This window comes from Arthrobacter sp. Y3222053 (assembly GCF_059092805.1).
In genome coordinates this window covers 276712-296117 of the sequence record NZ_JBNHIA010000001.1, presented here as the reverse complement: position 1 = coordinate 296117, position 19406 = coordinate 276712, and the positions used below count along the sequence as shown (strand labels likewise).

General features: G+C 70.7%; 19 protein-coding genes. 9 read left to right on the top strand and 10 right to left on the bottom strand.

The window, feature by feature from the left end; genetic code table 11:
* Window positions 1-97 precede the first annotated feature (97 nt).
* Window positions 98-1291, top strand: a complete 1194-nt coding sequence (locus tag AC5RUW_RS01375; protein WP_494159034.1) for a PucR family transcriptional regulator — start codon at window positions 98-100, stop codon at window positions 1289-1291.
* 181 nt (window positions 1292-1472) lie between these two features.
* The gene (locus tag AC5RUW_RS01370) at window positions 1473-2798 is read left to right on the top strand and encodes an MFS transporter (RefSeq protein WP_494159033.1); all 1326 of its coding nucleotides are present in this window, start codon (window positions 1473-1475) and stop codon (window positions 2796-2798) included.
* Between the two features lie 153 nt (window positions 2799-2951).
* Here the strand turns inward: AC5RUW_RS01370 and AC5RUW_RS01365 are convergent, their stop codons facing one another.
* Window positions 2952-3275, bottom strand: coding sequence for a hypothetical protein (locus tag AC5RUW_RS01365; RefSeq protein ID WP_494159032.1), 324 nt, complete (start codon window positions 3273-3275; stop codon window positions 2952-2954).
* 167 nt (window positions 3276-3442) lie between these two features.
* Here AC5RUW_RS01365 and AC5RUW_RS01360 point away from each other — a divergent pair, with 167 nt between their 5' ends.
* Window positions 3443-3832 (top strand): cupin domain-containing protein, encoded by a 390-nt coding sequence (locus AC5RUW_RS01360; RefSeq protein WP_494159031.1) that lies wholly within the window; start codon window positions 3443-3445, stop codon window positions 3830-3832.
* Between the two features lie 42 nt (window positions 3833-3874).
* Here the strand turns inward: AC5RUW_RS01360 and AC5RUW_RS01355 are convergent, their stop codons facing one another.
* Window positions 3875-4603: an SDR family NAD(P)-dependent oxidoreductase gene (locus tag AC5RUW_RS01355; RefSeq protein ID WP_494159030.1), complete on the bottom strand. Its 729-nt coding sequence runs from the start codon at window positions 4601-4603 to the stop codon at window positions 3875-3877.
* 72 nt (window positions 4604-4675) lie between these two features.
* On the opposite strand from AC5RUW_RS01355, the gene AC5RUW_RS01350 reads away from it, so the two are divergent.
* The 3 genes from AC5RUW_RS01350 to chrA all read left to right on the top strand — a co-directional run bounded on the left by AC5RUW_RS01350 (window position 4676) and on the right by chrA (window position 7722).
* On the top strand, window positions 4676-5173 hold the full coding sequence (locus AC5RUW_RS01350; protein WP_494159029.1) for a DinB family protein: 498 nt from the start codon (window positions 4676-4678) through the stop codon (window positions 5171-5173).
* A gap of 144 nt (window positions 5174-5317) precedes the next feature.
* Window positions 5318-6253, top strand: coding sequence for an ABC transporter substrate-binding protein (locus AC5RUW_RS01345; protein WP_494159028.1), 936 nt, complete (start codon window positions 5318-5320; stop codon window positions 6251-6253).
* A gap of 173 nt (window positions 6254-6426) precedes the next feature.
* Window positions 6427-7722 carry a chromate efflux transporter gene (chrA, locus tag AC5RUW_RS01340; protein WP_494159027.1) on the top strand — a complete coding sequence of 432 codons (1296 nt, stop codon included), beginning with the start codon at window positions 6427-6429 and terminating at the stop codon, window positions 7720-7722.
* Between the two features lie 43 nt (window positions 7723-7765).
* Here chrA and AC5RUW_RS01335 read toward each other — a convergent pair whose 3' ends face one another.
* Window positions 7766-8215, bottom strand: a complete 450-nt coding sequence (locus AC5RUW_RS01335; RefSeq protein ID WP_494159026.1) for an Lrp/AsnC family transcriptional regulator — start codon at window positions 8213-8215, stop codon at window positions 7766-7768.
* Between the two features lie 81 nt (window positions 8216-8296).
* Here AC5RUW_RS01335 and AC5RUW_RS01330 point away from each other — a divergent pair, with 81 nt between their 5' ends.
* Entirely contained in the window at window positions 8297-9109 is an 813-nt protein-coding gene (locus AC5RUW_RS01330; protein WP_494159025.1) for a LysE family translocator, read from the top strand.
* A gap of 6 nt (window positions 9110-9115) precedes the next feature.
* Here AC5RUW_RS01330 and AC5RUW_RS01325 read toward each other — a convergent pair whose 3' ends face one another.
* A complete protein-coding gene (locus tag AC5RUW_RS01325; RefSeq protein WP_494159024.1) occupies window positions 9116-9691 on the bottom strand; it encodes a GNAT family N-acetyltransferase in 576 nt (191 codons plus the stop codon).
* A gap of 144 nt (window positions 9692-9835) precedes the next feature.
* Between AC5RUW_RS01325 and AC5RUW_RS01320 the strand changes: the two genes are divergently transcribed.
* Both AC5RUW_RS01320 and AC5RUW_RS01315 read left to right on the top strand, forming a co-directional pair.
* Complete coding sequence (locus AC5RUW_RS01320; RefSeq protein WP_494159023.1) at window positions 9836-11146, top strand: MFS transporter; 1311 nt, start codon at window positions 9836-9838, stop codon at window positions 11144-11146.
* Window positions 11147-11295: 149 nt separating this feature from the next.
* Complete coding sequence (locus AC5RUW_RS01315; RefSeq protein ID WP_494159022.1) at window positions 11296-12273, top strand: HipA domain-containing protein; 978 nt, start codon at window positions 11296-11298, stop codon at window positions 12271-12273.
* 761 nt (window positions 12274-13034) lie between these two features.
* Here AC5RUW_RS01315 and AC5RUW_RS01310 read toward each other — a convergent pair.
* From AC5RUW_RS01310 to fepB, 6 genes are read right to left on the bottom strand one after another with little or no spacing between them, the layout of a single operon-like run.
* Window positions 13035-14399 carry an enterochelin esterase domain-containing protein gene (locus AC5RUW_RS01310; RefSeq protein WP_494159021.1) on the bottom strand — a complete coding sequence of 455 codons (1365 nt, stop codon included), beginning with the start codon at window positions 14397-14399 and terminating at the stop codon, window positions 13035-13037.
* Window positions 14389-15351, bottom strand: a complete 963-nt coding sequence (locus AC5RUW_RS01305) for a siderophore-interacting protein (RefSeq protein WP_494159020.1) — start codon at window positions 15349-15351, stop codon at window positions 14389-14391. The genes AC5RUW_RS01310 and AC5RUW_RS01305 overlap by 11 nt, the downstream gene beginning before the upstream one ends.
* Window positions 15348-16208: an ABC transporter ATP-binding protein gene (locus AC5RUW_RS01300; RefSeq protein ID WP_494159019.1), complete on the bottom strand. Its 861-nt coding sequence runs from the start codon at window positions 16206-16208 to the stop codon at window positions 15348-15350. The genes AC5RUW_RS01305 and AC5RUW_RS01300 overlap by 4 nt, the downstream gene beginning before the upstream one ends.
* Before the next feature lie 50 nt (window positions 16209-16258).
* Complete coding sequence (locus tag AC5RUW_RS01295) at window positions 16259-17359, bottom strand: FecCD family ABC transporter permease (protein WP_494159018.1); 1101 nt, start codon at window positions 17357-17359, stop codon at window positions 16259-16261.
* Entirely contained in the window at window positions 17356-18375 is a 1020-nt protein-coding gene (locus AC5RUW_RS01290; protein WP_494159017.1) for a FecCD family ABC transporter permease, read from the bottom strand. The genes AC5RUW_RS01295 and AC5RUW_RS01290 overlap by 4 nt, the downstream gene beginning before the upstream one ends.
* Window positions 18376-18400: 25 nt before the next feature.
* Window positions 18401-19399: a Fe2+-enterobactin ABC transporter substrate-binding protein gene (fepB, locus tag AC5RUW_RS01285; RefSeq protein ID WP_494159016.1), complete on the bottom strand. Its 999-nt coding sequence runs from the start codon at window positions 19397-19399 to the stop codon at window positions 18401-18403.
* Window positions 19400-19406: the final 7 nt, after the last annotated feature.

The window sequence follows — 19406 nt, the reverse complement described above, 5'->3', positions numbered from 1 at the left end:
GGAACTGCTGCTATTCAACACTGGCCAAATGCCTGCCTCAATGGACATACGCCGCCACAATTGCCGCTCTGATTGGGCATTTTCCTAAGCTGGCACCATGAGTGCCCCTGAACGCGCGCTGCCTTCGTCCGCCGCCTCGGGCGCCGCGCTGAGCTGGGAGACGCTGATCCAGCGGCTGTGGAACGAACGGAATTCGCTGGTGCGGGACTTCCTGGGCCGCTTCGACACCATTTCCTACAACGGCGCCGTGGTGCCTGAGGACGATGTGTACACCACCGCCGTCGACACCATGGACCGTTTCCTCTATCAGATGGTGGACGCCGAGCTGCCGCCCGAACTGGTGCACCTGCCCCGCGAGGTGGCCGGACGCCGCTGCGCGCAGGGGGTTGCGCTGCATTCCTTCCTCGAAGCTGTGCGGCACGATTTCCGGGTGTTGTGGAAGGGGCTGGAACGGGTGGCCGGGCCCGAGGGCGTTCCGCTGCTGATGGCCAACATGGACCGGGTGTTGGACACCGTGGAGCGTTACGTCAGTGACATCCAGCAGGCCTTCCTGGAAGAAGAGGCCCTGCAGGCCCGCAACCGGCAGCTCTACCGGCAGCGGCTGATCACCCGGCTCTTCAGCTCCGAGGCGGTGGACCTGCACGAGACCGCCCGCGGGCTGGGCGTGAGGCCGGATGAGCGGTTCGAGCTGCTCGCCGTCACCGGGCCGGACCTGCCGGCCGCGCAGCGGCTTGCCGTCTCCGCACAGGGAGTGTTCGCGTGGGAGCAGGGCGCAGTGTTGTATCTGTTCCGTCCCCGGCGCGCCGGGCAGACCTGGGCGGAGCAGCCGCCGTCCTTGTCCGCCGGCTACGTGCCCGATGCCGGCGCGCTGGCCGACCTGCCCGCGTCGGCTGCGTCCGCGCGGGTCCTGGCGGCGGCGGCCGACGGCGGGTTGTTCACGGTGGACTCCGCTTGGCTGGCACTGGCCCGCGGACATCTGGAGGAGGCCTTTCCCGGCTTCGCGGACCGGGCCCGGCATGCACTGGCCGGCTGCACCGCCCATGAACGGGAACGGCTGCTGGAAGCGGCGGCCACCTATGCACGCACGGGATCAATCAAGGCCACCGCCGAGGAGCTGTACTGTCACCGCAACACCGTGGTGAACCGCCTGCACGCCCTGCAGGAACTGATCGGTTTGAACCTGACCGTGCCGCTGCAGGCGGCGCGGGCACTCGTGATGCTCGCCGACGAGCCGGCCCTCCGGCGGGCGCTGCTTGTGAAAACGCCCAAAGCACCAACCAAAGATGGGTGAAAAACGCCATTGTTTGGGCTTTTAGCCCACCACTACGCTCAGAGAAACGTCACCCCAGCGTCGGGGAGTCCCGACCTGCCGACGCCGGGGCCGTCCGGAGGATCCCGGCCCGCGCCCGACGTTCCCCCCACTGCACGGCAGCAGCCGATTATTCGATGCTGCACGCTCGAAAGGCACACTCGTGAGCACCTCTTCCACCGCGCCGGCGACGGCGCCTCCGACAGTCTCCGGCAAGGACGCGGGAAAGATCGCCCGCGCCGCGTTCGTCGGCACGGCCCTGGAATGGTACGACTACTACCTGTTCGGGACGGCTGCGGCCCTGGTCTTCAACCGGCTCTTCTTCACCGATATGAACCCCACGGCGGCGCTGCTGGCCTCCTTCGCCACCTTCGGCGTCGGCTTCCTGGCCCGCCCGGCGGGCGCTGTCCTGTTCGGCTACATCGGTGACCGTTTCGGCCGGCGGCCGGCGCTGCTGTCCACGATCGTCATGATCGGCGTGGCCACCGGGCTCATCGGTTTCCTGCCGGACTTCGGCTCCATCGGCCTGGCAGCGCCCATCCTGCTGGCCGTGCTGCGCCTGGTGCAGGGCCTGGCGGTGGGCGGGGAATGGGGCGGCGCGGTGACCATGGCCGTGGAACACGCCCCGGTGGAGAAACGCGGCCGGTACGCGGCGCTGGTGCAGATCGGCTCCCCGGTGGGCACCCTGCTCTCCTCGTTCGCATTCACGCTGGTGCTGCTGTTCCCGTCCGAGACGTTCGACGCCTGGGGCTGGCGCCTGCCGTTCCTGGCTGCCTTCCCGCTGCTGATCGTGGCGCTGTGGATCCGCGTCAAGGTTGAGGAATCACCGATCTTCAAGGACCTGCTCGAGCAGGAGGAAACCGCCAAGGTGCCCGCCGTCGACGTCATCCGCAAGTCCGGCGGCCGGCTGCTGGTTGCGGTGCTCGCCGCGCTGCTGGGCGTGGGCGGCTTCTACATGATCACCACGTTCATCGTCAGCTACGGTTCCAATACCTTGGGCGTGGAGCGCAGCGTGCTGGTCAACGCCACCATGATTGCCGCCGTCGCGCAGATCTTTGTCACCATCGCCATGGGCCGGCTGTCCGAGAAGCTCGGTCCGGGCAAGGTGACCATGTGGGGCGGCCTGCTCACGGCCGCCGCGGCGTTCCCGATCTTCGCCATGGTGGACACCCGCTCGCCGTTGATGATCACCTTGGCGATCACGCTCGGCATCATGCTCGTGGCGGTGGCGTACGCCGTGAACGGCGCCCTGCTGACCGAGCTGTTCGATCCGCGGCTGCGGTACTCCGGTGTGGCGCTGGGCTACAACATTGCCGGCGCGACCAGCGGGTTCATGCCGATGATCGCCACCGCCATGCTGGCCGTCTCCGATAACCGGTCCTGGGGTGCGGCGCTGATCCTCGTGATCATTTCCCTGCTCACGGCCCTGGGTGGGCTGCTCGGTGAACGCCTGCGGGTCAAGGACAAACAAATCGTGGCCGCCGACTAACGGCGGTCCCCGCGCCGGGACGACGGCGCCACGACGACGGCGGGAATCCGGAGCACCGGGTCCCGCCGTTGTCGCGCCGACATCCGGCTCTGTCGCGCCGACATCCGGCTCTGCTGTCCGGCGCGGTGCCGTGCCGGTCCCGGTATGCGGGTGTCAGAGCTCGCAGGCGTCGGCCAGGTTCTGCAGCGACTCCAGATAATCCAGGGCCAGCTGGTAATCGGCGGATTCGACCTTCTCCGCCGGCATCAGCATGACCTCGCCCACGGTGCGCAGGTCATCCGACAGATCCGGGTGCCCGTTCTCGGCCAGGTCCAGCAGTTCGGAGCCCACCTGGCGGGTCTGCTCGGTGCCGGTTTCGGTGACCTGGCCCAGATTCAGTTCCTGGAGGCGGGTGCAGGTTTCCTCGCTGCCGCCGGCGCAGGCGGTGAGGCTGACGAGCAGGGCGGCGGCCAGGGCGGCGCCGGAGAACGTCTTCACGGTGAAGTCCTTGATGTCATGCTGGGGGAGGAGCCGCGAGCGGGCCCTTTCACGATACCAGCGGGGCCGCCGCGGGAATCATGGGCCGCGGCCCGGTGCACGAAGGCCGGACCACAGTGCATGACCGTCGAACGCAGTCGAACGCTGTCGAAGGCAAAGGAGCTGCCGTGCAACCCGTTCCCGTCGTCCGCCACCTTGACGAGGTGCAGGAGATCACCTGGTCCGATCACCGCGGCCGGATTTCCTTCCGGACGGCGGTCGGAGACGGAACCGTGCCCACCGCGGACCTGTGCTCCGGCGTCGCCCGGCTGGAGCCCGGCGGCTGGCTTGCCCTGCACCGCCACGCGGCACCCGAGGTGTACCAGGTGCTGTCCGGGACCGGAGTGGTGACCCTTGACGGGCAGCAGCACGAGGTCGGGGCAGGATCGGCGGTCTACATCCCGGGCAACCGGGAACATGGCATCCGCAACAGCGGGGACGGGCCGCTGGAGTTCGTCTACGTCTACCAGACCGATTCGATCACCGACGTCGACTACGTGTGGTCCCCGGCCGGCTGAGCCCGGCGCCGCCGGTTCCTCCCGCAACGGGCGGCCTGCGCCCTACTGGCCGCCGGCCACCGTGATCACGGTGCCGGTGATGTAGGCCGCCTCCGGGGCCAGCATCCAGAGCACGGCTGCGGCCACCTCCTCCGGTTCGGCCGGGCGGCCCAGCGGAATCCGGGCCGCCACCCGGGCCGGGCGTCCAGGGTCGCCCGCAGCGGCGTGGATGCCGGTGTTGGTCGTTCCGGGCGCGACGACGACGGCGCGGATCCCGGCCGGGCCCAGCTCCTTCGCCAGCCCCCTGGTGAAGGTTTCCACCGCGGCCTTGGACGCCGCATAGGCAAGGTATTCGCCGGGGGAGCCGGTGCCCGCCGCGGTCGAGCCGATGTTCACGATGCTGCCGGCCGTGCCGGCGTGGAGCCAGGCCCGCACCGCCGCCCGGCAGAAGCCGAAGACCTGGTGCACGTTGACGTCGAAGATCCGCCGTTCGGCCTCCTCCTCCGAGTCGGCGAACGCCCCGAGCGGTCCAGTGATGCCGGCGTTGTTGACCAGCGCCGTGACCGGGCCCAGCCCTGCCTCCGCCGCCGCGTACTGTTCCGCGGGAGGCCGGTCTGCGGCCAGCGCCCGGACGCGCACGCCGTCGCCGGCCAGCTCCGCGGCGAGCGCTTCGGCCTCGGCGAGGCTGTTCCGATAGGTGAAGGTGACCGCCCAGCCCTGGGCCGCCGCACCGCGGACGATCGCCGCGCCGATGCCGCGGCTGCCTCCGGTCACCAGCAGATGCCTGTCCATGGTTTCCTCCTCCGCTTTCCGGTCCGGTGTGCCGCCGCCGGCTCCGGTGGTCCCCAGCCTAGGCTGAGGCCCATGACTTTTACGCCTCCTGAGCCTCCCGACTGCGCCGACGAGCGGGACACGCTGAACGGTTTCCTCGACTACCTGCGCGGCGCCGTCGTCGTGAAGGCCACCGGGCTGAGCGACGCCGACGGCGCCCGCCGGCTGCTGCCCTCGCTCACCACGGTGAGCGGGCTGGTACGCCACCTGGCCGACGTCGAGCGGTCCTGGTTCCGCGAGAAACTGGACGGGCAGGCCGATGTGCCCACCCGCTGGAGCGATGCGGACCCCGACGGCGAGTTCCGGGTGACGGCCGACGACTCGCTGGCGGAGATCATCGCCGACTACGAGGCGGCCTGCGCCGAGTCGCGGGAGGTCGCAGCCCGATATGAGCTGGATGACCTCTGCCGGAAGCCGGGCGTCAAGCACAACCTGCGCTGGGTGCTGACGCACATGATCGAGGAGACCGGCAGGCACGCCGGGCACGCGGACATCCTGCGGGAAATGATCGACGGGGTGACCGGGGACTGAGTTCCTGCGGGCGCCGCCCGTCGACACTCCCGCCGCGGCTTCCTAGGCTGGAAACCTGCGCAACCCGCGCACCTCAGCACATCGCGGGCGGCACGTGCCGCCCGCTCACCGCACCCGGCATCCCGCTGACGAACGGAACCGGACATGGCCCTGCCAGGCAGCACCGACACCCTCATCATGGGCGCCTTTGCCCCCTCGCCGGGCCTGGTCGCCGGGATGCGGCAGGGCTTCTTCGCCCGGCACGGCATCGACCTGGTGATGGAGCACGTCGGTTCCTCCGATGAGCAGTTCCGCGGGTTCGCCGAAGGCCGCTGGGACGTGCTGCAGACCGCACTGGACAATGTGGTGAACTACCGGTTCAACGGGTCCAACGACCTCGGCCGCACCCTGGACGTGCAGGCCGACTTCGCGCTGGACCTGGGCATGGAGCTCACCGCCGTCGGTGCCCGCGACGTCGAAACGGTGCAGGACGTGCGCGGCGGCCGGGTAGGCGTGGATGCCGCGGACAGCGGCTACGCGTACGTCCTGTACTGGATGCTCGAGCAGGACGGGCTCACGCCCGGCCGGGACTACCAGGTGGTGTCGCTGGGCGGGGTGGCGGAGCGGTACGCCAGCATGGTCGGGCCGACGCCGGGCGTGTCCGCCACGCTGCTGAGCAACGGCTTCGAGGCGCTGGCCCGGCAGCAGGGGCTCCGGCACCTGGGAACGGAGGACAAGCTGCCCGGCCCCTACGTGGGCTGCGTGGCCGCCTACCGGGGAACCTGGTACCGGAACAACCAGGACCTCGCCCAGCGCTTCCGCGCCGGCTACGAGGACGCCCTGTCCTGGGTGTTCCACCCCTCCAACCGGCAGCAGGCCGTGCGGTTGGTGGCGCAGGCGCGCCGGCTCAACGAGAAGGACGCCGCCGTGGTGCTCGACGCCGAGCTGGGCCGCTGGGGCGTGGCCCGCGAGACGAAGATCCAGGAGGATGCCGCCGTCGCCGTGTTCCGGCTGCGTGAGCACTACGGCGGGTTCGACGCCGGCGGGCTTCCGGACGCGGAGCAGCTGGCGGGGCTGTGGGTGGAAGGCGAGCCGAAGTAGCTGTTTGCCGTCCGTTCACCCGGATGCCGTTCACTGAATGGCAACGGCAACGGCAACGGCAGCGCCAGCGGCAGTGGCAGCGGCGGTGGCAGCACCGGACGCTGCGCGCCGTCGGGGGCGGGTGGCGTGGCCGGCCCGGGGGCGGGCGGACGCGGTACAGGAAAGGAACAGCGATGGGCAGGGACGCGGGCAGCGGCGCCGACGCCGGTGGTACTGTGGGCGGCGCCGACGGCACCGTGGGCGGCACCGAAGCCGCGGCGCCGGGAAGCGTGCGGGAGGTCTTTGGGGCCTTCCTGCGCCTGGGGCTGACCTCCTTCGGCGGGCCGGTGGCGCACCTTGGGTTCTTTCGCGAAGCGTTTGTGCAGCGCAGGCGCTGGCTCAGCGACCGTGAGTATGCGGACCTGGTGGCGCTGTGCCAGTTCCTGCCCGGCCCGGCGTCCAGCCAGGTGGGCATGGCGCTGGGGCTGCAGCGCGCCGGCTGGGCGGGCATGCTTGCGGCTTGGGTGGCCTTCACGCTGCCGTCGGCGGTGCTGCTGGTGGGCTTTGCCTACGGCGCCGCGGCACTGGACGGGGCGGGCACGGGCTGGCTGGACGGGCTCAAGGCCGCCGCGGCCGCCGTCGTCGCGCAGGCCGTGCTGGGCATGGCCCGCACCCTGACCCCGGACCTGCGCCGGGGCGGCATCGCCGCCGCCGTGCTGGTTGTTGTGCTGCTGGTTCCACATCCGCTGACCCAAATCGGCGCGATCGTCGGGGCCGGGATGCTGGGGCTGCTGCTCCTGAGGACCTTGGGGCCGCCGGCCCCGCCCGAGGCTGGGGCAGCCGGGGAGCAGGGCCCGGCGGTGCGGGCGGCGGTGCGGGTGCCTCGGGCGGTGTCGGTGGCCTCGCTGGCGCTGTTCGTTGCCCTGCTGGTGCTGCTGCCGGTACTCGCGGCGCTCACGGGCAGCGCCGTGCTGCGCCTGACGGAGGTCTTCTACCGGGCCGGGGCGCTGGTGTTCGGCGGCGGGCACGTGGTGCTGCCGCTGCTGGAAGCCGGCATGGTCCCGAGCGGGATGGTGCAGGCGGACGCGTTCCTCGCCGGCTACGGTGCCGCGCAGGCGGTGCCCGGGCCGCTGTTCACCTTCGCCGCGTACCTGGGTGCGGTGGCGCAGGTGCCGCCGGGCGGCGTCGTCGGCGCGGCCCTGGCCCTGGCGGCGGTGTTCCTGCCGTCGATGCTGCTGGTGCTCGGCGTGCTGCCGTTCTGGGACCGGCTGCGCCGCCGCCCGCGGCTGCGGCGGGCGCTAACCGGGGTGAACGCGGGCGTGGTGGGGCTGCTGGCCGCGGCCCTCTACAACCCGGTCATCACCACAGGCATCACGACGCCGGCGCTCGCCGGGCTGGCCGCCGTCGCCTTCGCCGCCCTGGCCTTTGGCCGGGTGCCACCGTGGGCGGTGGTGATCGGGGCGGGAGCGGCCGGCTGGCTGCTGTTCTGAGCCCGCCGACGCGCCGCCCTGGCAGCTGCAGCGGCCCTGGCTGCTACAGCGGCAGCGCGCCGCCGTCCTTGAGGCTCTTCATGACGATCGTGCTGTTCAGCTTCTCCACGCCGGGCAGCCGCACCAGCACCTCGTCGTAGAAGCGCTGGTAGGCGGGCAGGTCCTCGGCGATCACCTTGAGCAGGAAGTCGGGTTCGCCGAACAGTCGGTTGGCCTCGACGATCTGCTCGATCCGCTCCACCTCCTGCTCGAAGGTGAGCATGTTCTGCCGGTCCTTCAGGGTGACGAACACCAGGGCCTGGAACCCCAGACCGACGGCGGTCGGATCGATGACAGCGCGGTAGCCGGTGAGCACGCCGCGGGCCTCCAGCTCCTTCAGCCGGCGGTGGCACGGCGCCACGGTCAGACCCACCTTCGCCGCCAGCGCGGTGGCAGTGATTCGTCCATCCTGCTGGAGGTGCCGCAAAATTTCCCGGTCGATCGCATCAATCACGCAAAAATCCTATCGCCGCAGCGGCCTGTCGGCGTTAATCCGGTCAGCACATTTCGCGGCGGAATTCCTAGGGTGGAACCCATGGATCCCCAGCAGCTTCTCGGCTTCGCGGCCGTCTCGATCACCCTTGCCATGACCCCGGGGGCTGACTGGGCGTACGCCATCTCCGCCGGCCTGCGCCCGGGACGGATCGCACCGGCCATCGCCGGCCTCTGCGCCGGCTACCTCGTGCACACCGCGCTCATCGTCGCCGGACTGGCCGCGCTCATTGCCGCCCGGCCGGAACTGCTGACCGTGCTCACCGTGCTGGGCGCCGCGTACCTGCTCTGGCTGGGGATCACCACCATCCGCTCCTGGCGCTCGGCGGGCTTCACGGCCGGCTCCGATCCGGCGGATCTGCCTGCAGTGCCCGACGCCGTCCCCTCGGCTTCCTCGGCCCTCTCGCCTGCCGGCGTCGTGCCGTCCGCCGGGGTCGCGGGGGCTGCGGCGGTGCCGCGGGCAGGCGACGCCGGCCCTGCGCTCCTCACAGTTCCACGTGAAACCGAATCGGTTGATTCCACGCCGGTGCCGGAGCACGCCGCGTCCGACCGCCGGGCCTTCTTCAAGGGGCTGGGCACCAGCGGCACCAACCCCAAGGCGCTGCTGCTGTACCTGGCGCTGATTCCCCAGTTCATCGCTCCCGGTGCCGCCTGGCCGGTCCCGCTGCAGTCCACGGTGCTCGGGCTGTCGCACCTGATGGTCAGCGCCGTGCTCTACACCTGCGTGGCCCTGGGCGCCCGGCGGCTGCTGCGCTCCCGGCCCGGTGCCGCTCGGCTCGTCACGCTGGGCAGCGGCATCATCATGGTGCTGCTCGCCGTCGGCCTCGTGGGCGAGCAGGCTGCGGCCCTGTTCTAGCCGGGGTCAGCCCAGCTCGAGGCGCATCAGCACCCTCGGGAAGCCGGCAAGTACCGACGTCGTATCAGCGGCTTTGCGAAAACCGGCCTGCTCGAACAGTGCACGGGTGCCCACGTATGCCATCGTCAGGTCCACTTTCACGCCGGCGTTGTCCACCGGGTACCCCTCGACGGCCGGCGCCCCGTGGCCCCGGGCGAACTCCACGGCGCCAGCCAGCAGTCGGTGCGAGATGCCCTGCCCGCGGTGCCCGGGCCGGACCCGGATGCACCAGATCGACCAGACGTCGGCGTCGTCGACATGCGGGATGCGGCGGTTCGTCGCAAAACTCGTATCCGCCCGCGGATGGACCGCAGCCCACCCGGTCACCTCGCCGTCGTCGTACGCGAGAACTCCCGGCGGCAGGTCCTCGGCGAGCAGCTCCCGGACCCGGTCCCCGCGGTCCGTTCCGGCCAGCTCCCGGTTCTCCCGGGAGCTGGTCAACCGGTAGCTCAGGCACCAGCACACGTTCGCGTCCGCACGCTTCGGGCCCAGCACAGCCTCGACGTCGTCGAACACCTCCGCCGGGCGCACCTCGATGGACATGCCGCCCAGCGTACGCCCGCAGGCGTTGCTGCATGGACTGTCACGGGATTTTGCGGGCCCGGCGCACCCCACTAGCCTTCGGAACAGACGCCAACGGCGCTGGATCGCCCTGCCGCCGCGGGCGCCCGATCCAGAAAGGCCCGCATGTACGCTGCCGCGAACGGCACCTCAGCATCTCGGCCCGCAGCCTGGCTGTGGGCGCTGGTGGCGGCCGCGATGCTCAGCCAGTCCGCCATCAACCTGGCCCGGCCGCTGATCTCCTACAAGGTGCTGGCGCTCAACGGCGATGCCGTCGCCGTGGGCGCCGTATCCGCCTCGTTCGCCCTGCTGCCCGTGGCCTTCGCAATCAGCCTGGGCCGGCTCTCCGATCGCGCCGCACGGTTGAGGGTGCTGCTGAGCATCGGACTGGCGCTGCTGGTGGGCGGAGCAGTGCTGCTGGCGGCAGCCCCCGGCCTGGTGCTGCTGGCTGCCGGCGCAGCCGCCCTCGGCATGGGGCATCTGGCGTTCACCATCGCCGGGCAGTCCGCGATCGCGAAGTTCGCGCCGCCGCACCGAGTGGACAGCGGGTTCGGGTGGTTCACGGCAGCGTTCGCCGTCGGGCAGCTGGTGGGCCCGCTGCTGGGCGGGGCGCTGCTCGGCGCCGAGGCCGGGGTGGATGCGGGCGGACGACTGCAGCGGATCGACGCCGCGCTGCTGCTGTCCGGTGTGATTGCCCTCCTCGCGCTGCCCGCCTCCCTGGCCCGGTTCCCTCTCGCCCGGCGCCCATCCGGCGGCTCACTGGCCGGAACTCCATCGGCCGACGCGTCGCCGCAGGGTGCCGCGGGCGGGACTCCGCCGGTCGGCGCCGGGCAGGTCCAGACGGACGGCGGCAGCCGGCCCCGCAAGGAGCCGATCAGCGCCATTCTGGCCCGGCCGGGCGTTAAGGCGAACGTGGTCGCCAGCCTGGCGCTGCTGGCCACCACCGACATCCTGCTGGCGTTCCTGCCGCTGATGGGCGAGGAGGCCGGCGTTGCGCCCGTCGTCGTCGGGGCACTGCTTGCCGTCCGGGCGGCGGCGACCATCTCCTCGCGGCTGCTGCTGGGCGTGCTGGTGCGCCGGTGGAGCCGGGAGCAGCTGGTGCGGGCAAGCCTGCTCGGAGCCGCGGCCGGGCTGAGCACGACCCCGTTCGTGCTGGGCAGTACCTGGGCGGCGGTGTTGAGCCTGGTGGTGGCCGGCTTCTTCCTCGGTCTGGGCCAGCCGATCACCATGACACTGGTGTCGCAGGCGGTGGCCCCTGAGTCCCGCGGTGCGGCGCTGGCGCTGCGGCTGCTGGGCAACCGCATCGGGCAGGCCGCGCTCCCGGCCCTCGCCGGCGTGGCGGCGGCGCCGTTGGGACCTGCCGGGGCCGTGTGGATGTCCTGCCTGGTGCTGGCGGGCGCCGCCGTGGCGCGGCGGCGGTGGCATCGTTTGGAATAGCGGGTCACTATGCCTTGCCTGGGGCACTCAGGAGCAGCGCTTATTGAGTTCTCGTTGCCTGTTGGAGCGCAACCGGATTGCCAAAGCACTTTCACGCGTGGCGGTGTGAGAGACGGCAATCTTTCGTGTGTACCCGCTATCGTGTCCGGGTGAGCAGTCAACACCCCAAACCAGGAGGAGCCAGTCAAGCCGGTGGGGCGACGGCCCGTGGCGAGGAACGCGAAGACGTTACGGCTTGGCTTGTTGTAGATGAGGAATCAGGCGGAGACGAGGTCAAGTTCTGGCTGGCTCAAGGGCGAGGAGATAGACAGAGCGATTGGTGGCTCTTCAAAGAGTTCAAGCAGGGGTTTCAAGCCGGTGAGCCGTACAGGAGGCGCGACGACTACTCGGAGCGGATTGCTAGCCGCTTGGCTGCCGTAATCGGCCTCCCCGCGGCCGACGTGCGACTCGCTGTACGTGCGGGCGTGGATGGAGAACTGCAAGACGGCGTTATTTCGAAGAATGTTTCACCCGAAAATTGGAGCCTGCAGCCCGGAAATACATACCTTTCCGAGTATGAGGGGTATCTAGACTGCGCTTCTGAGCTGCGTCCCCCCAATCGTATCGGCCATAACATCACGAATATTCACAACCTATTAGGCGGCCTGCCGGGCCCCCCCAATACTGCGTGTGAAGAGATGCCTGCCTATGAGGTCTTTGTGGGATACCTTCTTTTTGATGCCTGGATCGCGAATACGGACAGGCATGCTCTGAATTGGGGCATTCTTAGCCGCGGCGGGGAACAGCGACTGGCTCCTTCCTACGACCATGGGGCCGCACTGGGCTCGGGACTCAGTGACGAGAATCTCCATATGCGCCTCGCCCGCAACTCTGTGTCCAAGTGGTGCAGGGGGGCCAGGGCGCGTACGTTTGAAGATGGCAAGAACCGAAGCTTGTCTGCTCTGGCGAGCGAAGCTGCTTCGCTCGCCCCGCTCGCAGGCGCATACTGGCTAGAGCGGATCCATGCCTGTGAGGATGGGGTCCTGGAAGCACTCGTTGCGGATCTTCCAGGAATGTCGGAGGCTGCACGTACGTTTGCGGTGGAAGTGCTCAAGGAAAACAGGAAGAGGCTGTCTGATGGCAACTAGCGTAATGACCCGTCCCGGCGTGGACTCGTCTCTGGCTGCTGTCAACAAGCTACTTGTCACGCAGCAATTCCCCGGGTCCCGCACTTATAGGGCGGTAGGTATTCTCTTTTGTGAGGAAGGCGAGTACGTTTTTCGCTATTTCCGCTCTGCCGTTGACGCAGATTGGTTTGTTCCCTTGCCGGGGCTCAGTAAAGTGCGGCACACCTATAGATCTGAGACCTTATTCCCCATTTTCTCGGAGCGTGTTATCTCCAGTCGACGCCCTGATCGGGCGGTAGCGCTAGAGGCTCTAGGGTTGGACCCAGACGCAGGTCCTTTCAATATACTCCAGCGAACCGGCGGTCGAAGGGTTGGGGATAGCATTGAACTCGTTGCGATTCCCGCAATCGAAGTCGACGGTAGTGTGTCTGAGTTTTTCCTAGTACATGGCGTGCGCCATATGGACGCTGAGGCGCAGAGCGTCATTGGGGGATTGGGGCGACATGAAGAGCTTGCATTAGCCCCCGAACCTGAAAACGTTGTGAATCCTCGTGCTATTCAGGTAATACATCCAACTGAGGGTGTGGTTTTGGGGTATGTGCCTGACCCGCTGCTTGAGCTAGCCCATGAGGTTATGCGTTGCCGTGGCTATGAGCTACGGGTGGAAGTAGCAAGCGGGCCGGAGATTAGGCCCAACTTTCGGCTTCTCGTGCGGCTGCATGGGAGAGTCCGCCCAGAGTTCCGGCCTTTCACCGGGCAAGAATGGGAACTGGCCTAGCCGGTTACCCGAGCACCTCCGCCAGGCCGCGGACCAGCCAGGGGTTCCACCACGCCCAGTCGTGCCCGCCGGTGATGGAGCGGAAGCCGATGTCCGCGCCGGTGCGGACAAGGTCCCGGTGCAAAGCCTCACCGGCCCGGTGGATGGTGTCCTCATAGATGCCCGCCTGGATCCGGATCCGGACCTGCCGGGCCACGGCGGCCAGCGGATCGGCGAGGTCGTACCGCCACAGCGACGGCGACTGCGCCAGCGCCACGCCCACGAGGTCGGGGAAGCGGGCCAGCTGCCAGAGCGAGGCCAGCCCGCCGAAGCTGGCCCCGGAGGCCACGGTGCGCGCCGGATCGGCTGTGACCGGGAAGCAGGTGCGCAGCAGCGGCAGCAGGTCGCGGGCCACGAAATCCACGGTGCCGGTCGGGCCGGACAGTTCCCGGGTCCGGGTCGGCACATCCAGCGAATCGATCATCGCCACCGCCAGCGGCGGCAGGACCCCGCCCGCGGTCGCCGCGTCCAGGGTGGCGGCCAGGTTGAGGTACTTCGCCCAGACCTGCCCGTCGTGCAGCAGCACCAGGGGCAGGTCGGCGGTGTCCGGGCCCAGCTGCGGTGGCAGATACAGCCAGATAAGCCGGTCCCGGCCGGCACCGGTGTCGGGAACCACAAGCTCACGTAGCCCGGTGACTGCCGCCCCGGCCCTCCGGACGCGGGCCGGATCGCCGGCACCAGCCCCCATCACCGACGGCAACGTGCTTCCGGCCTCCGGAGTCGCCGCGGCCAGCCACGTTGCGTCCGGCGCCCCGGGCAGCTGCAGCAGCGACTGCGGTGCCCCGCTCATTCCGGCGCCGACCATCGGATTCAGCGGATCCGGGGCCCCGGCGTCGGCGGCCAGACGCACGGTGCGCCGGTCCGCTCCGGGCAGCCGCCAGGGCGGCAGCCCGGCCCCGACATGGGCGGTGATCCGGTAGCCGGCCTGCCAGTCGGCCGGCATCCGCAGGGTCAGCGCCCACAGGTCGGAGTCGTCGAGCCGGTCGAATTCCATGGCGGCCGGGTTGCGGTGATCCAGCAGCCCGTTGGCCGAAAGGATCACCGCCGACGCCGCGGCGTGCCGGTGCAGGAACGTCACCGCACGGAATCCGGGATTCCCACGCGGGTCCGGCTCAATCAGCGGAAGGGACCCGGCGGGCAGGTCGTCCACCAGCTGTTCCCGTTCGCGGCCGCCCCAGGACGCCCACCGGTTCCGGAACCAGCCCGGCAGCACGGGCGACGGCGGCGGGGTGGGCGGCACCGCCGGCCGCGGCGGCGGAAACGGCGCGTCGAAAAAGGGCCCGGGTGGAACGTCCGCCGGTGCCGTGGCCGGCTGCGGCTCAGTGCGCATGGGCGTGCTCCTGCCCGGGCAGCACGTCCGCCAGTTCTCCGCGCTCGCGGTCATGGTCGGTGCTGCGGGTGTACCCGGTTTCGGTCATGCCGCGGTGCCAGTAGCCGATGATCAGCTGGTGCCGCCGGTCAAAACCCAGCCGCTTCAGGTGCGCGCGGGCAAAGCGGACGACGGCGGACTCCGCCGACACCCAGATCCGCACCTGCCCGGCGGCCAGCTCCGCAGCCGGGAGCTCGACGGCGGCCAGCGCCTCCTGCAGCAGGGTCGTCGTGCCGGCCGGCGCGGCAGGGCCGGACGATGATGCCTCATCCGCCCGGGTCCGGCGGTGCAGCCAGCGCACCTCAAACCCGTCCGGGGCGGCGAGGTCCTGTTCCTCCTCGGGCCCGGCGACCTCGATCAGTGCCAGCCCGCGCTGCTCCGGCCGTTCCGCGGAGAAGCGTTCCAGTGTGGAGCCGATCGCGGGCAGCGCGGTTTCGTCGCCGGCCAGCAGGACCCACCCGCCGTCGCGCACCACCAGCCCGCCGCCGCCCAGGGCGCCCAGCTCCGCGCCCGGCGCCGCGCGTTCGGCCCAGGCGGAGGCCAGCCCCTCGTCGCCGTGCCGGACGAAGTCCACCGCCAGCCGGGATGCGTCCCGGTCCAGGGTCCGCACCGTGTAGGTGCGCACCCGCTCACGCTGGCCCGGCGCGAAGCTCCAGCGTCCGTCCACCTTCACGGGCAGGTCCAGCTCCGCGCCCGGAACCGGGAAATACAGCTTGATGTTCGGTACGTGCGGTCCCGCCGCCACATAGGAGGCGACGCCGGGGCCCGCGAAGACCACGCGCCGCATGCCGGGGGTGAGGTCCTCGACCGATTCGACGACCAGTCGGTGCCCGCCCTGGGCTGACCGGCTCCGCTCTCCCTCGTCCCGGCCCTCGGTGCCGGCCGATGCCGCTGCTCCGCCCGGCGCGCTCATGTCGGCGCCCCGGCTGCGGTGACCTGTGCGCCGGAGCCGGCTGCCGCCGTCGCGCCCGCCGACCGTGGCCTTGAGTCCTGTTCCAGCGGCACCACCAGCGGCCCGCCGGTGCCCGGGTCCTCGATCACCACGGCGTCGATCCCGTAGATCTCCTTCATCAGTTCCGGGGTGGCAATCTGCTCCGGCGGGCCCTGCGCCACGATCCGCCCGTCCTTCATGGCAATGACATGGTCGGCGAACCGGAACGCCAGTGACAGCTCGTGCAGCACGGTGACCAGCGTGTAGTTGCCGGATTCATGCAGCCGCCGGCACAGCCGCAGCACCTCCAACTGGTGGGCGATGTCCAGGAAGGTGGTGGGCTCGTCCAGCAGCAGCACCGGGGTGTCCTGGGCCAGCACCAGCGCCAGCCAGACCCGCTGCCGCTGCCCGCCGGAGAGCTCGTCCACGGTGCGTCCGGCCAGGTCGGCGACGCCGGTGGCGGCCATCGCGGCGTCGACCGCCGCCTGGTCGGCGTCGGACCACTGCCGCAGCAGCGACTGGTGCGGGAACCGGCCGCGGGCCACCAGGTCCGCGACGGTGATGCCGTCCGGGGCGGCGGAGGACTGCGGCAGCAGCGCCAGCCGGCGCGCGACGTCGCGGGTGGAGTACCGGCCGATCTCCCGCCCCTGCAGGAACACCTGCCCGGTCTGCGGCTTCAGCAGCCGGGACAGGGCCCGCAGCAGTGTGGACTTGCCGCACGCGTTGGGCCCGATGATCGCGGTGAAGGACCCCGGCGGGATCACCACGTCCAGGTTCTCGCTGATCGTGTGCCCGTCGTAGCCGAGGGTCAGGGCCTCGGCGGAGAGGACGTCGGACATGGATGCCTCCTTGGGAGCGGAATGCCGGGAGTCAGGGCTGCGGGTCACGGTTACACCTGCCGGGACCGGGTCAGCAGCCACAGCAGGTAGATGCCGCCGACCAGGCCGGTCATCAGCCCGATGGGCACGGCGGCCTGGATCGGCAGGTGCTGGGTGAGCAGATCGGAGCCCACCATCAGCACCGCGCCCATCAGCGCGCCGGTGCCGATGGGCACGCCGGGGGAGCGGGTGAGCCGGGCGGCCAGCTGCGGGGCGGCCAGCGCCACGAACGCGATCGGGCCGGCGGCGGCGGTGGCCAGGGCGGTGAGCCCGACGGCGGCGGCCATCGCGGTGATCCGCACCCGTTCAGTGCGGATGCCCAGGGCGCGCGCGGCGTCCTCGCCCATTTCCATCAGCGACAGCTTCCGGCCCAGGCCCAGCAGCAGCGGCAGCAGAAGCCCGACGGCGGCCAGCACCGGCAGCGCGTGCGCCCAGGTGCGCGCGGCGAGGGAGCCGGAGAGCCACAGATGCGCCTGCGCGGCCAGATCCGAGTCACCCTTGGCGAGCAGCACCGTGTTGAGGGCGCTGAGCATGGCGCCGACGCCGATGCCGATGAGCACCAGCCGGTACCCGCCGGTGACGCCGCCGCGCAGCGAGAGCAGGTACACCGCAGCGGCGGCGGCCAGCCCGCCGCCGACCGCCCACCCGGCGGTGGCCAGCGGGCCGCCGTTGAACAGGACGATCTGCGCCACCGCGCCGGTGGCGGCGCCGGTGGTGAAGCCGATGATGTCGGGGGAGCCCAGGGCGTTGCGGGAGATGGACTGGAAGGTGGCGCCGGCGGCGCCCAGGCAGGCGCCCACGGCCAGGGCAGTCACGGTGCGCGGCAGCCGGATGCGCTGCACCACGGCCTGGGTGCGCGGCTCCCCGTTGTCGAACACGGCCGCGAGGACGTCAGCGAAGGCCAGGGCCAGGGTGCCGGTCTGCATGGACAGCACCGCCAGCAGCGCCGCGGCGGCGGCCAGGGCGAAGCCGACGACGGCGGTGCGGGCCGAGACCCGCAGCCGCACCGGCCCGAGGGCCAGGACGCGCGGGGAGACGATCGGGGAGGGGCCGGCGTCGGGAGCGGCATCGGGGGCGGTGCCTGTCCGCCGCGGCGACGTTCCGATGCTCACAGTTTCACCAGCTTCCGGCGGCGGGCCAGGGCAATGAAGAACGGGGCGCCGACCAGGGCGCTCATGACACCGGCCCCGATTTCGGCGGGCGCGGCGACGGTGCGGCCGAGGATATCGGCGACCAGTAGCAGCAGCGCGCCGAGCAGCATGGAGAAGGGCAGCAGCCGGCGGTGGTTCGGTCCGGTGACCAGACGGGCGATGTGCGGGGCGGCCAGGCCGAGGAAGCTGATGGGCCCGGCGGCGGCGGTCGCGGCGCCGGCGAGCAGCAGTATGGCGCCGGTGCCGGTGAGCCAGGTGGTGCGCATCTTGACGCCGAGGGTTTGCCCCAGGTCCCGGCCGAGGGAGAGCGAGTCGAGGCTGGGCGCGGTGGGCAGGGCGGCGGCGATCGCCAGCACGCAGGCGCCGGCCACCCAGGGCAGCACGTCCCAGCCGCGGCCCTGCAGGGAGCCGGTGGCCCAGGCGGCGTAGGCGGTGAGGTTCTCTTCGGTGCCGGCGATGAGCAGGATCGAGGTGGCTGCGCCGAGCATCACCGACAGTCCCGCGCCGGCGAGGACCAGGCGCACCGGGTTGGTCCCGGCGTCGTGCGCCCGGCCCAGCAGGTAGACGACCACGGAGGCGGCGGCGGCGCCGGCGAACCCGAACCACATGTACTGCATCGGTGCGTTCGCGCCGAAGAACCCCAGGCCCACGGCGACGGCGAACGCGGCGCCGGAGTTCACGCCGAGGATGCCCGGCTCGGCCAGCGGGTTGCGGGTCAGCGCCTGCATCAGGGCTCCGGCCAGGCCGAGGGCCGCGCCGACGCAGATCGCCAGGACGGTCCGCGGCAGCCGCAGTTCGCGGACCAGCAGATGCGCGTTCCGGGTGGGATCGAAGGCGGTCAGGGCGGCCCAGGTCTCGGCGGGCGCAATGGGGCGGGAGCCGACGGCGAGGCTCACCAGCGCCAGCAGCACCAGCAGGGCCAGGCCGGAGATCCAGCCGAGGCCCTGCCGGTGCCGGCGGCGCGTTTTCTGCAGCACGAGGGAACGGTCCTTGCGGTACCTGCTACTTGGCGAAGGTGTCGCCGAACCAGGTCACGATGTCGGCGGCTGAGTACGGGTCCATCCGGAAGGAGGCCAGGCCCAGTGCGAAGACCGTGTCGTTCTGTACGGCCGGGATGTTGGCCAGGGTGGGGTCGGCCTTGAACGCGTCGACCTTCTTCTCATCGGCGCTGATCAGGAACGTGTAGTCGCCGGTGACGGAGTCGGCCAGGCCCTCGTAGGAGGTGAAGGCGAAGTCCTCGCGCTTCTGGGTGGAGGTGTCGAACTCGGCTGGCGGCTCGTTGACGGTGAAGCCGAGCTTTTCCAGCAGCTGCGCGTGCGGGCCGGTCGGCTTGCCCACGGGCGAGGTGTCGCCGGCGTTGTAGGAGACGACGGAGGTGGTCGTGCCCTCTTCGATGCCGATCTTCGCGGCGGTTTCGTCGACCAGGGCGTCGAACTCGGCGACGGCGGCTTCGGCTTCGGCCTCGAGGCCGGTGGCTACGCCGAGCTCCCCGGCCAGGTCCTGCCAGGTCTGGTCGCCGTAGTTGACCACCACGGTGGGGGCGATGCCGGAGAGCGCCTCGTACTGGTCCAGCACGGAGTCGGCGCCGGAGGTGGAGACCACGATCAGGTCCGGGTCCTGGGCGATCACGGCTTCCAGGTCGAACTCGCCGACCGTGTAGAGCGGTTCGACGTCGCGCTCGACGGCGGTTTCGGCCCACTGCGCGAAGAACCCGTTATCGTCGGTGGTGCCGGGCCGGGCCGCGGTGACGGCGGTGGCGGTGACGGGCGCGTCGATGGCCAGCAGGGTGCCGGTCACGGACAGGGACGTGGACACGATCCGCTCAGGGTGGGCGTCAATGACGGTTTCGCCGGCTTCGTGCTCAATGGTGCGCGGCCATTCGGCGGCGGTGCCCGTTGCGGGCGTTTCCGATTCGGCTTCGGCGCTGCCGCCGCAGGCGGCCAGGGTCAGCGTCAGGGCAGCGGCGGCGGCCAGGGCCGCGGTCTTCTTGGGCAGGAACAACTGTGTT

Bases quoted from the DNA above. Each gene is read 5' to 3' on its own strand.
- AC5RUW_RS01375 (WP_494159034.1), top strand. From the start codon at position 98: ATGAGTGCCCCTGAACGCGCGCTGCCTTCGTCCGCCGCCTCGGGCGCC.
- AC5RUW_RS01355 (WP_494159030.1), bottom strand. From the start codon at position 4,603: ATGGACAGGCATCTGCTGGTGACCGGAGGCAGCCGCGGCATCGGCGCG.
- AC5RUW_RS01350 (WP_494159029.1), top strand. From the start codon at position 4,676: ATGACTTTTACGCCTCCTGAGCCTCCCGACTGCGCCGACGAGCGGGAC.
- AC5RUW_RS01345 (WP_494159028.1), top strand. From the start codon at position 5,318: ATGGCCCTGCCAGGCAGCACCGACACCCTCATCATGGGCGCCTTTGCC.
- chrA (WP_494159027.1), top strand. From the start codon at position 6,427: ATGGGCAGGGACGCGGGCAGCGGCGCCGACGCCGGTGGTACTGTGGGC.
- AC5RUW_RS01330 (WP_494159025.1), top strand. From the start codon at position 8,297: ATGGATCCCCAGCAGCTTCTCGGCTTCGCGGCCGTCTCGATCACCCTT.
- AC5RUW_RS01325 (WP_494159024.1), bottom strand. From the start codon at position 9,691: ATGTCCATCGAGGTGCGCCCGGCGGAGGTGTTCGACGACGTCGAGGCT.
- AC5RUW_RS01320 (WP_494159023.1), top strand. From the start codon at position 9,836: ATGTACGCTGCCGCGAACGGCACCTCAGCATCTCGGCCCGCAGCCTGG.
- AC5RUW_RS01310 (WP_494159021.1), bottom strand. From the start codon at position 14,399: ATGCGCACTGAGCCGCAGCCGGCCACGGCACCGGCGGACGTTCCACCC.
- AC5RUW_RS01305 (WP_494159020.1), bottom strand. From the start codon at position 15,351: ATGAGCGCGCCGGGCGGAGCAGCGGCATCGGCCGGCACCGAGGGCCGG.
- AC5RUW_RS01300 (WP_494159019.1), bottom strand. From the start codon at position 16,208: ATGTCCGACGTCCTCTCCGCCGAGGCCCTGACCCTCGGCTACGACGGG.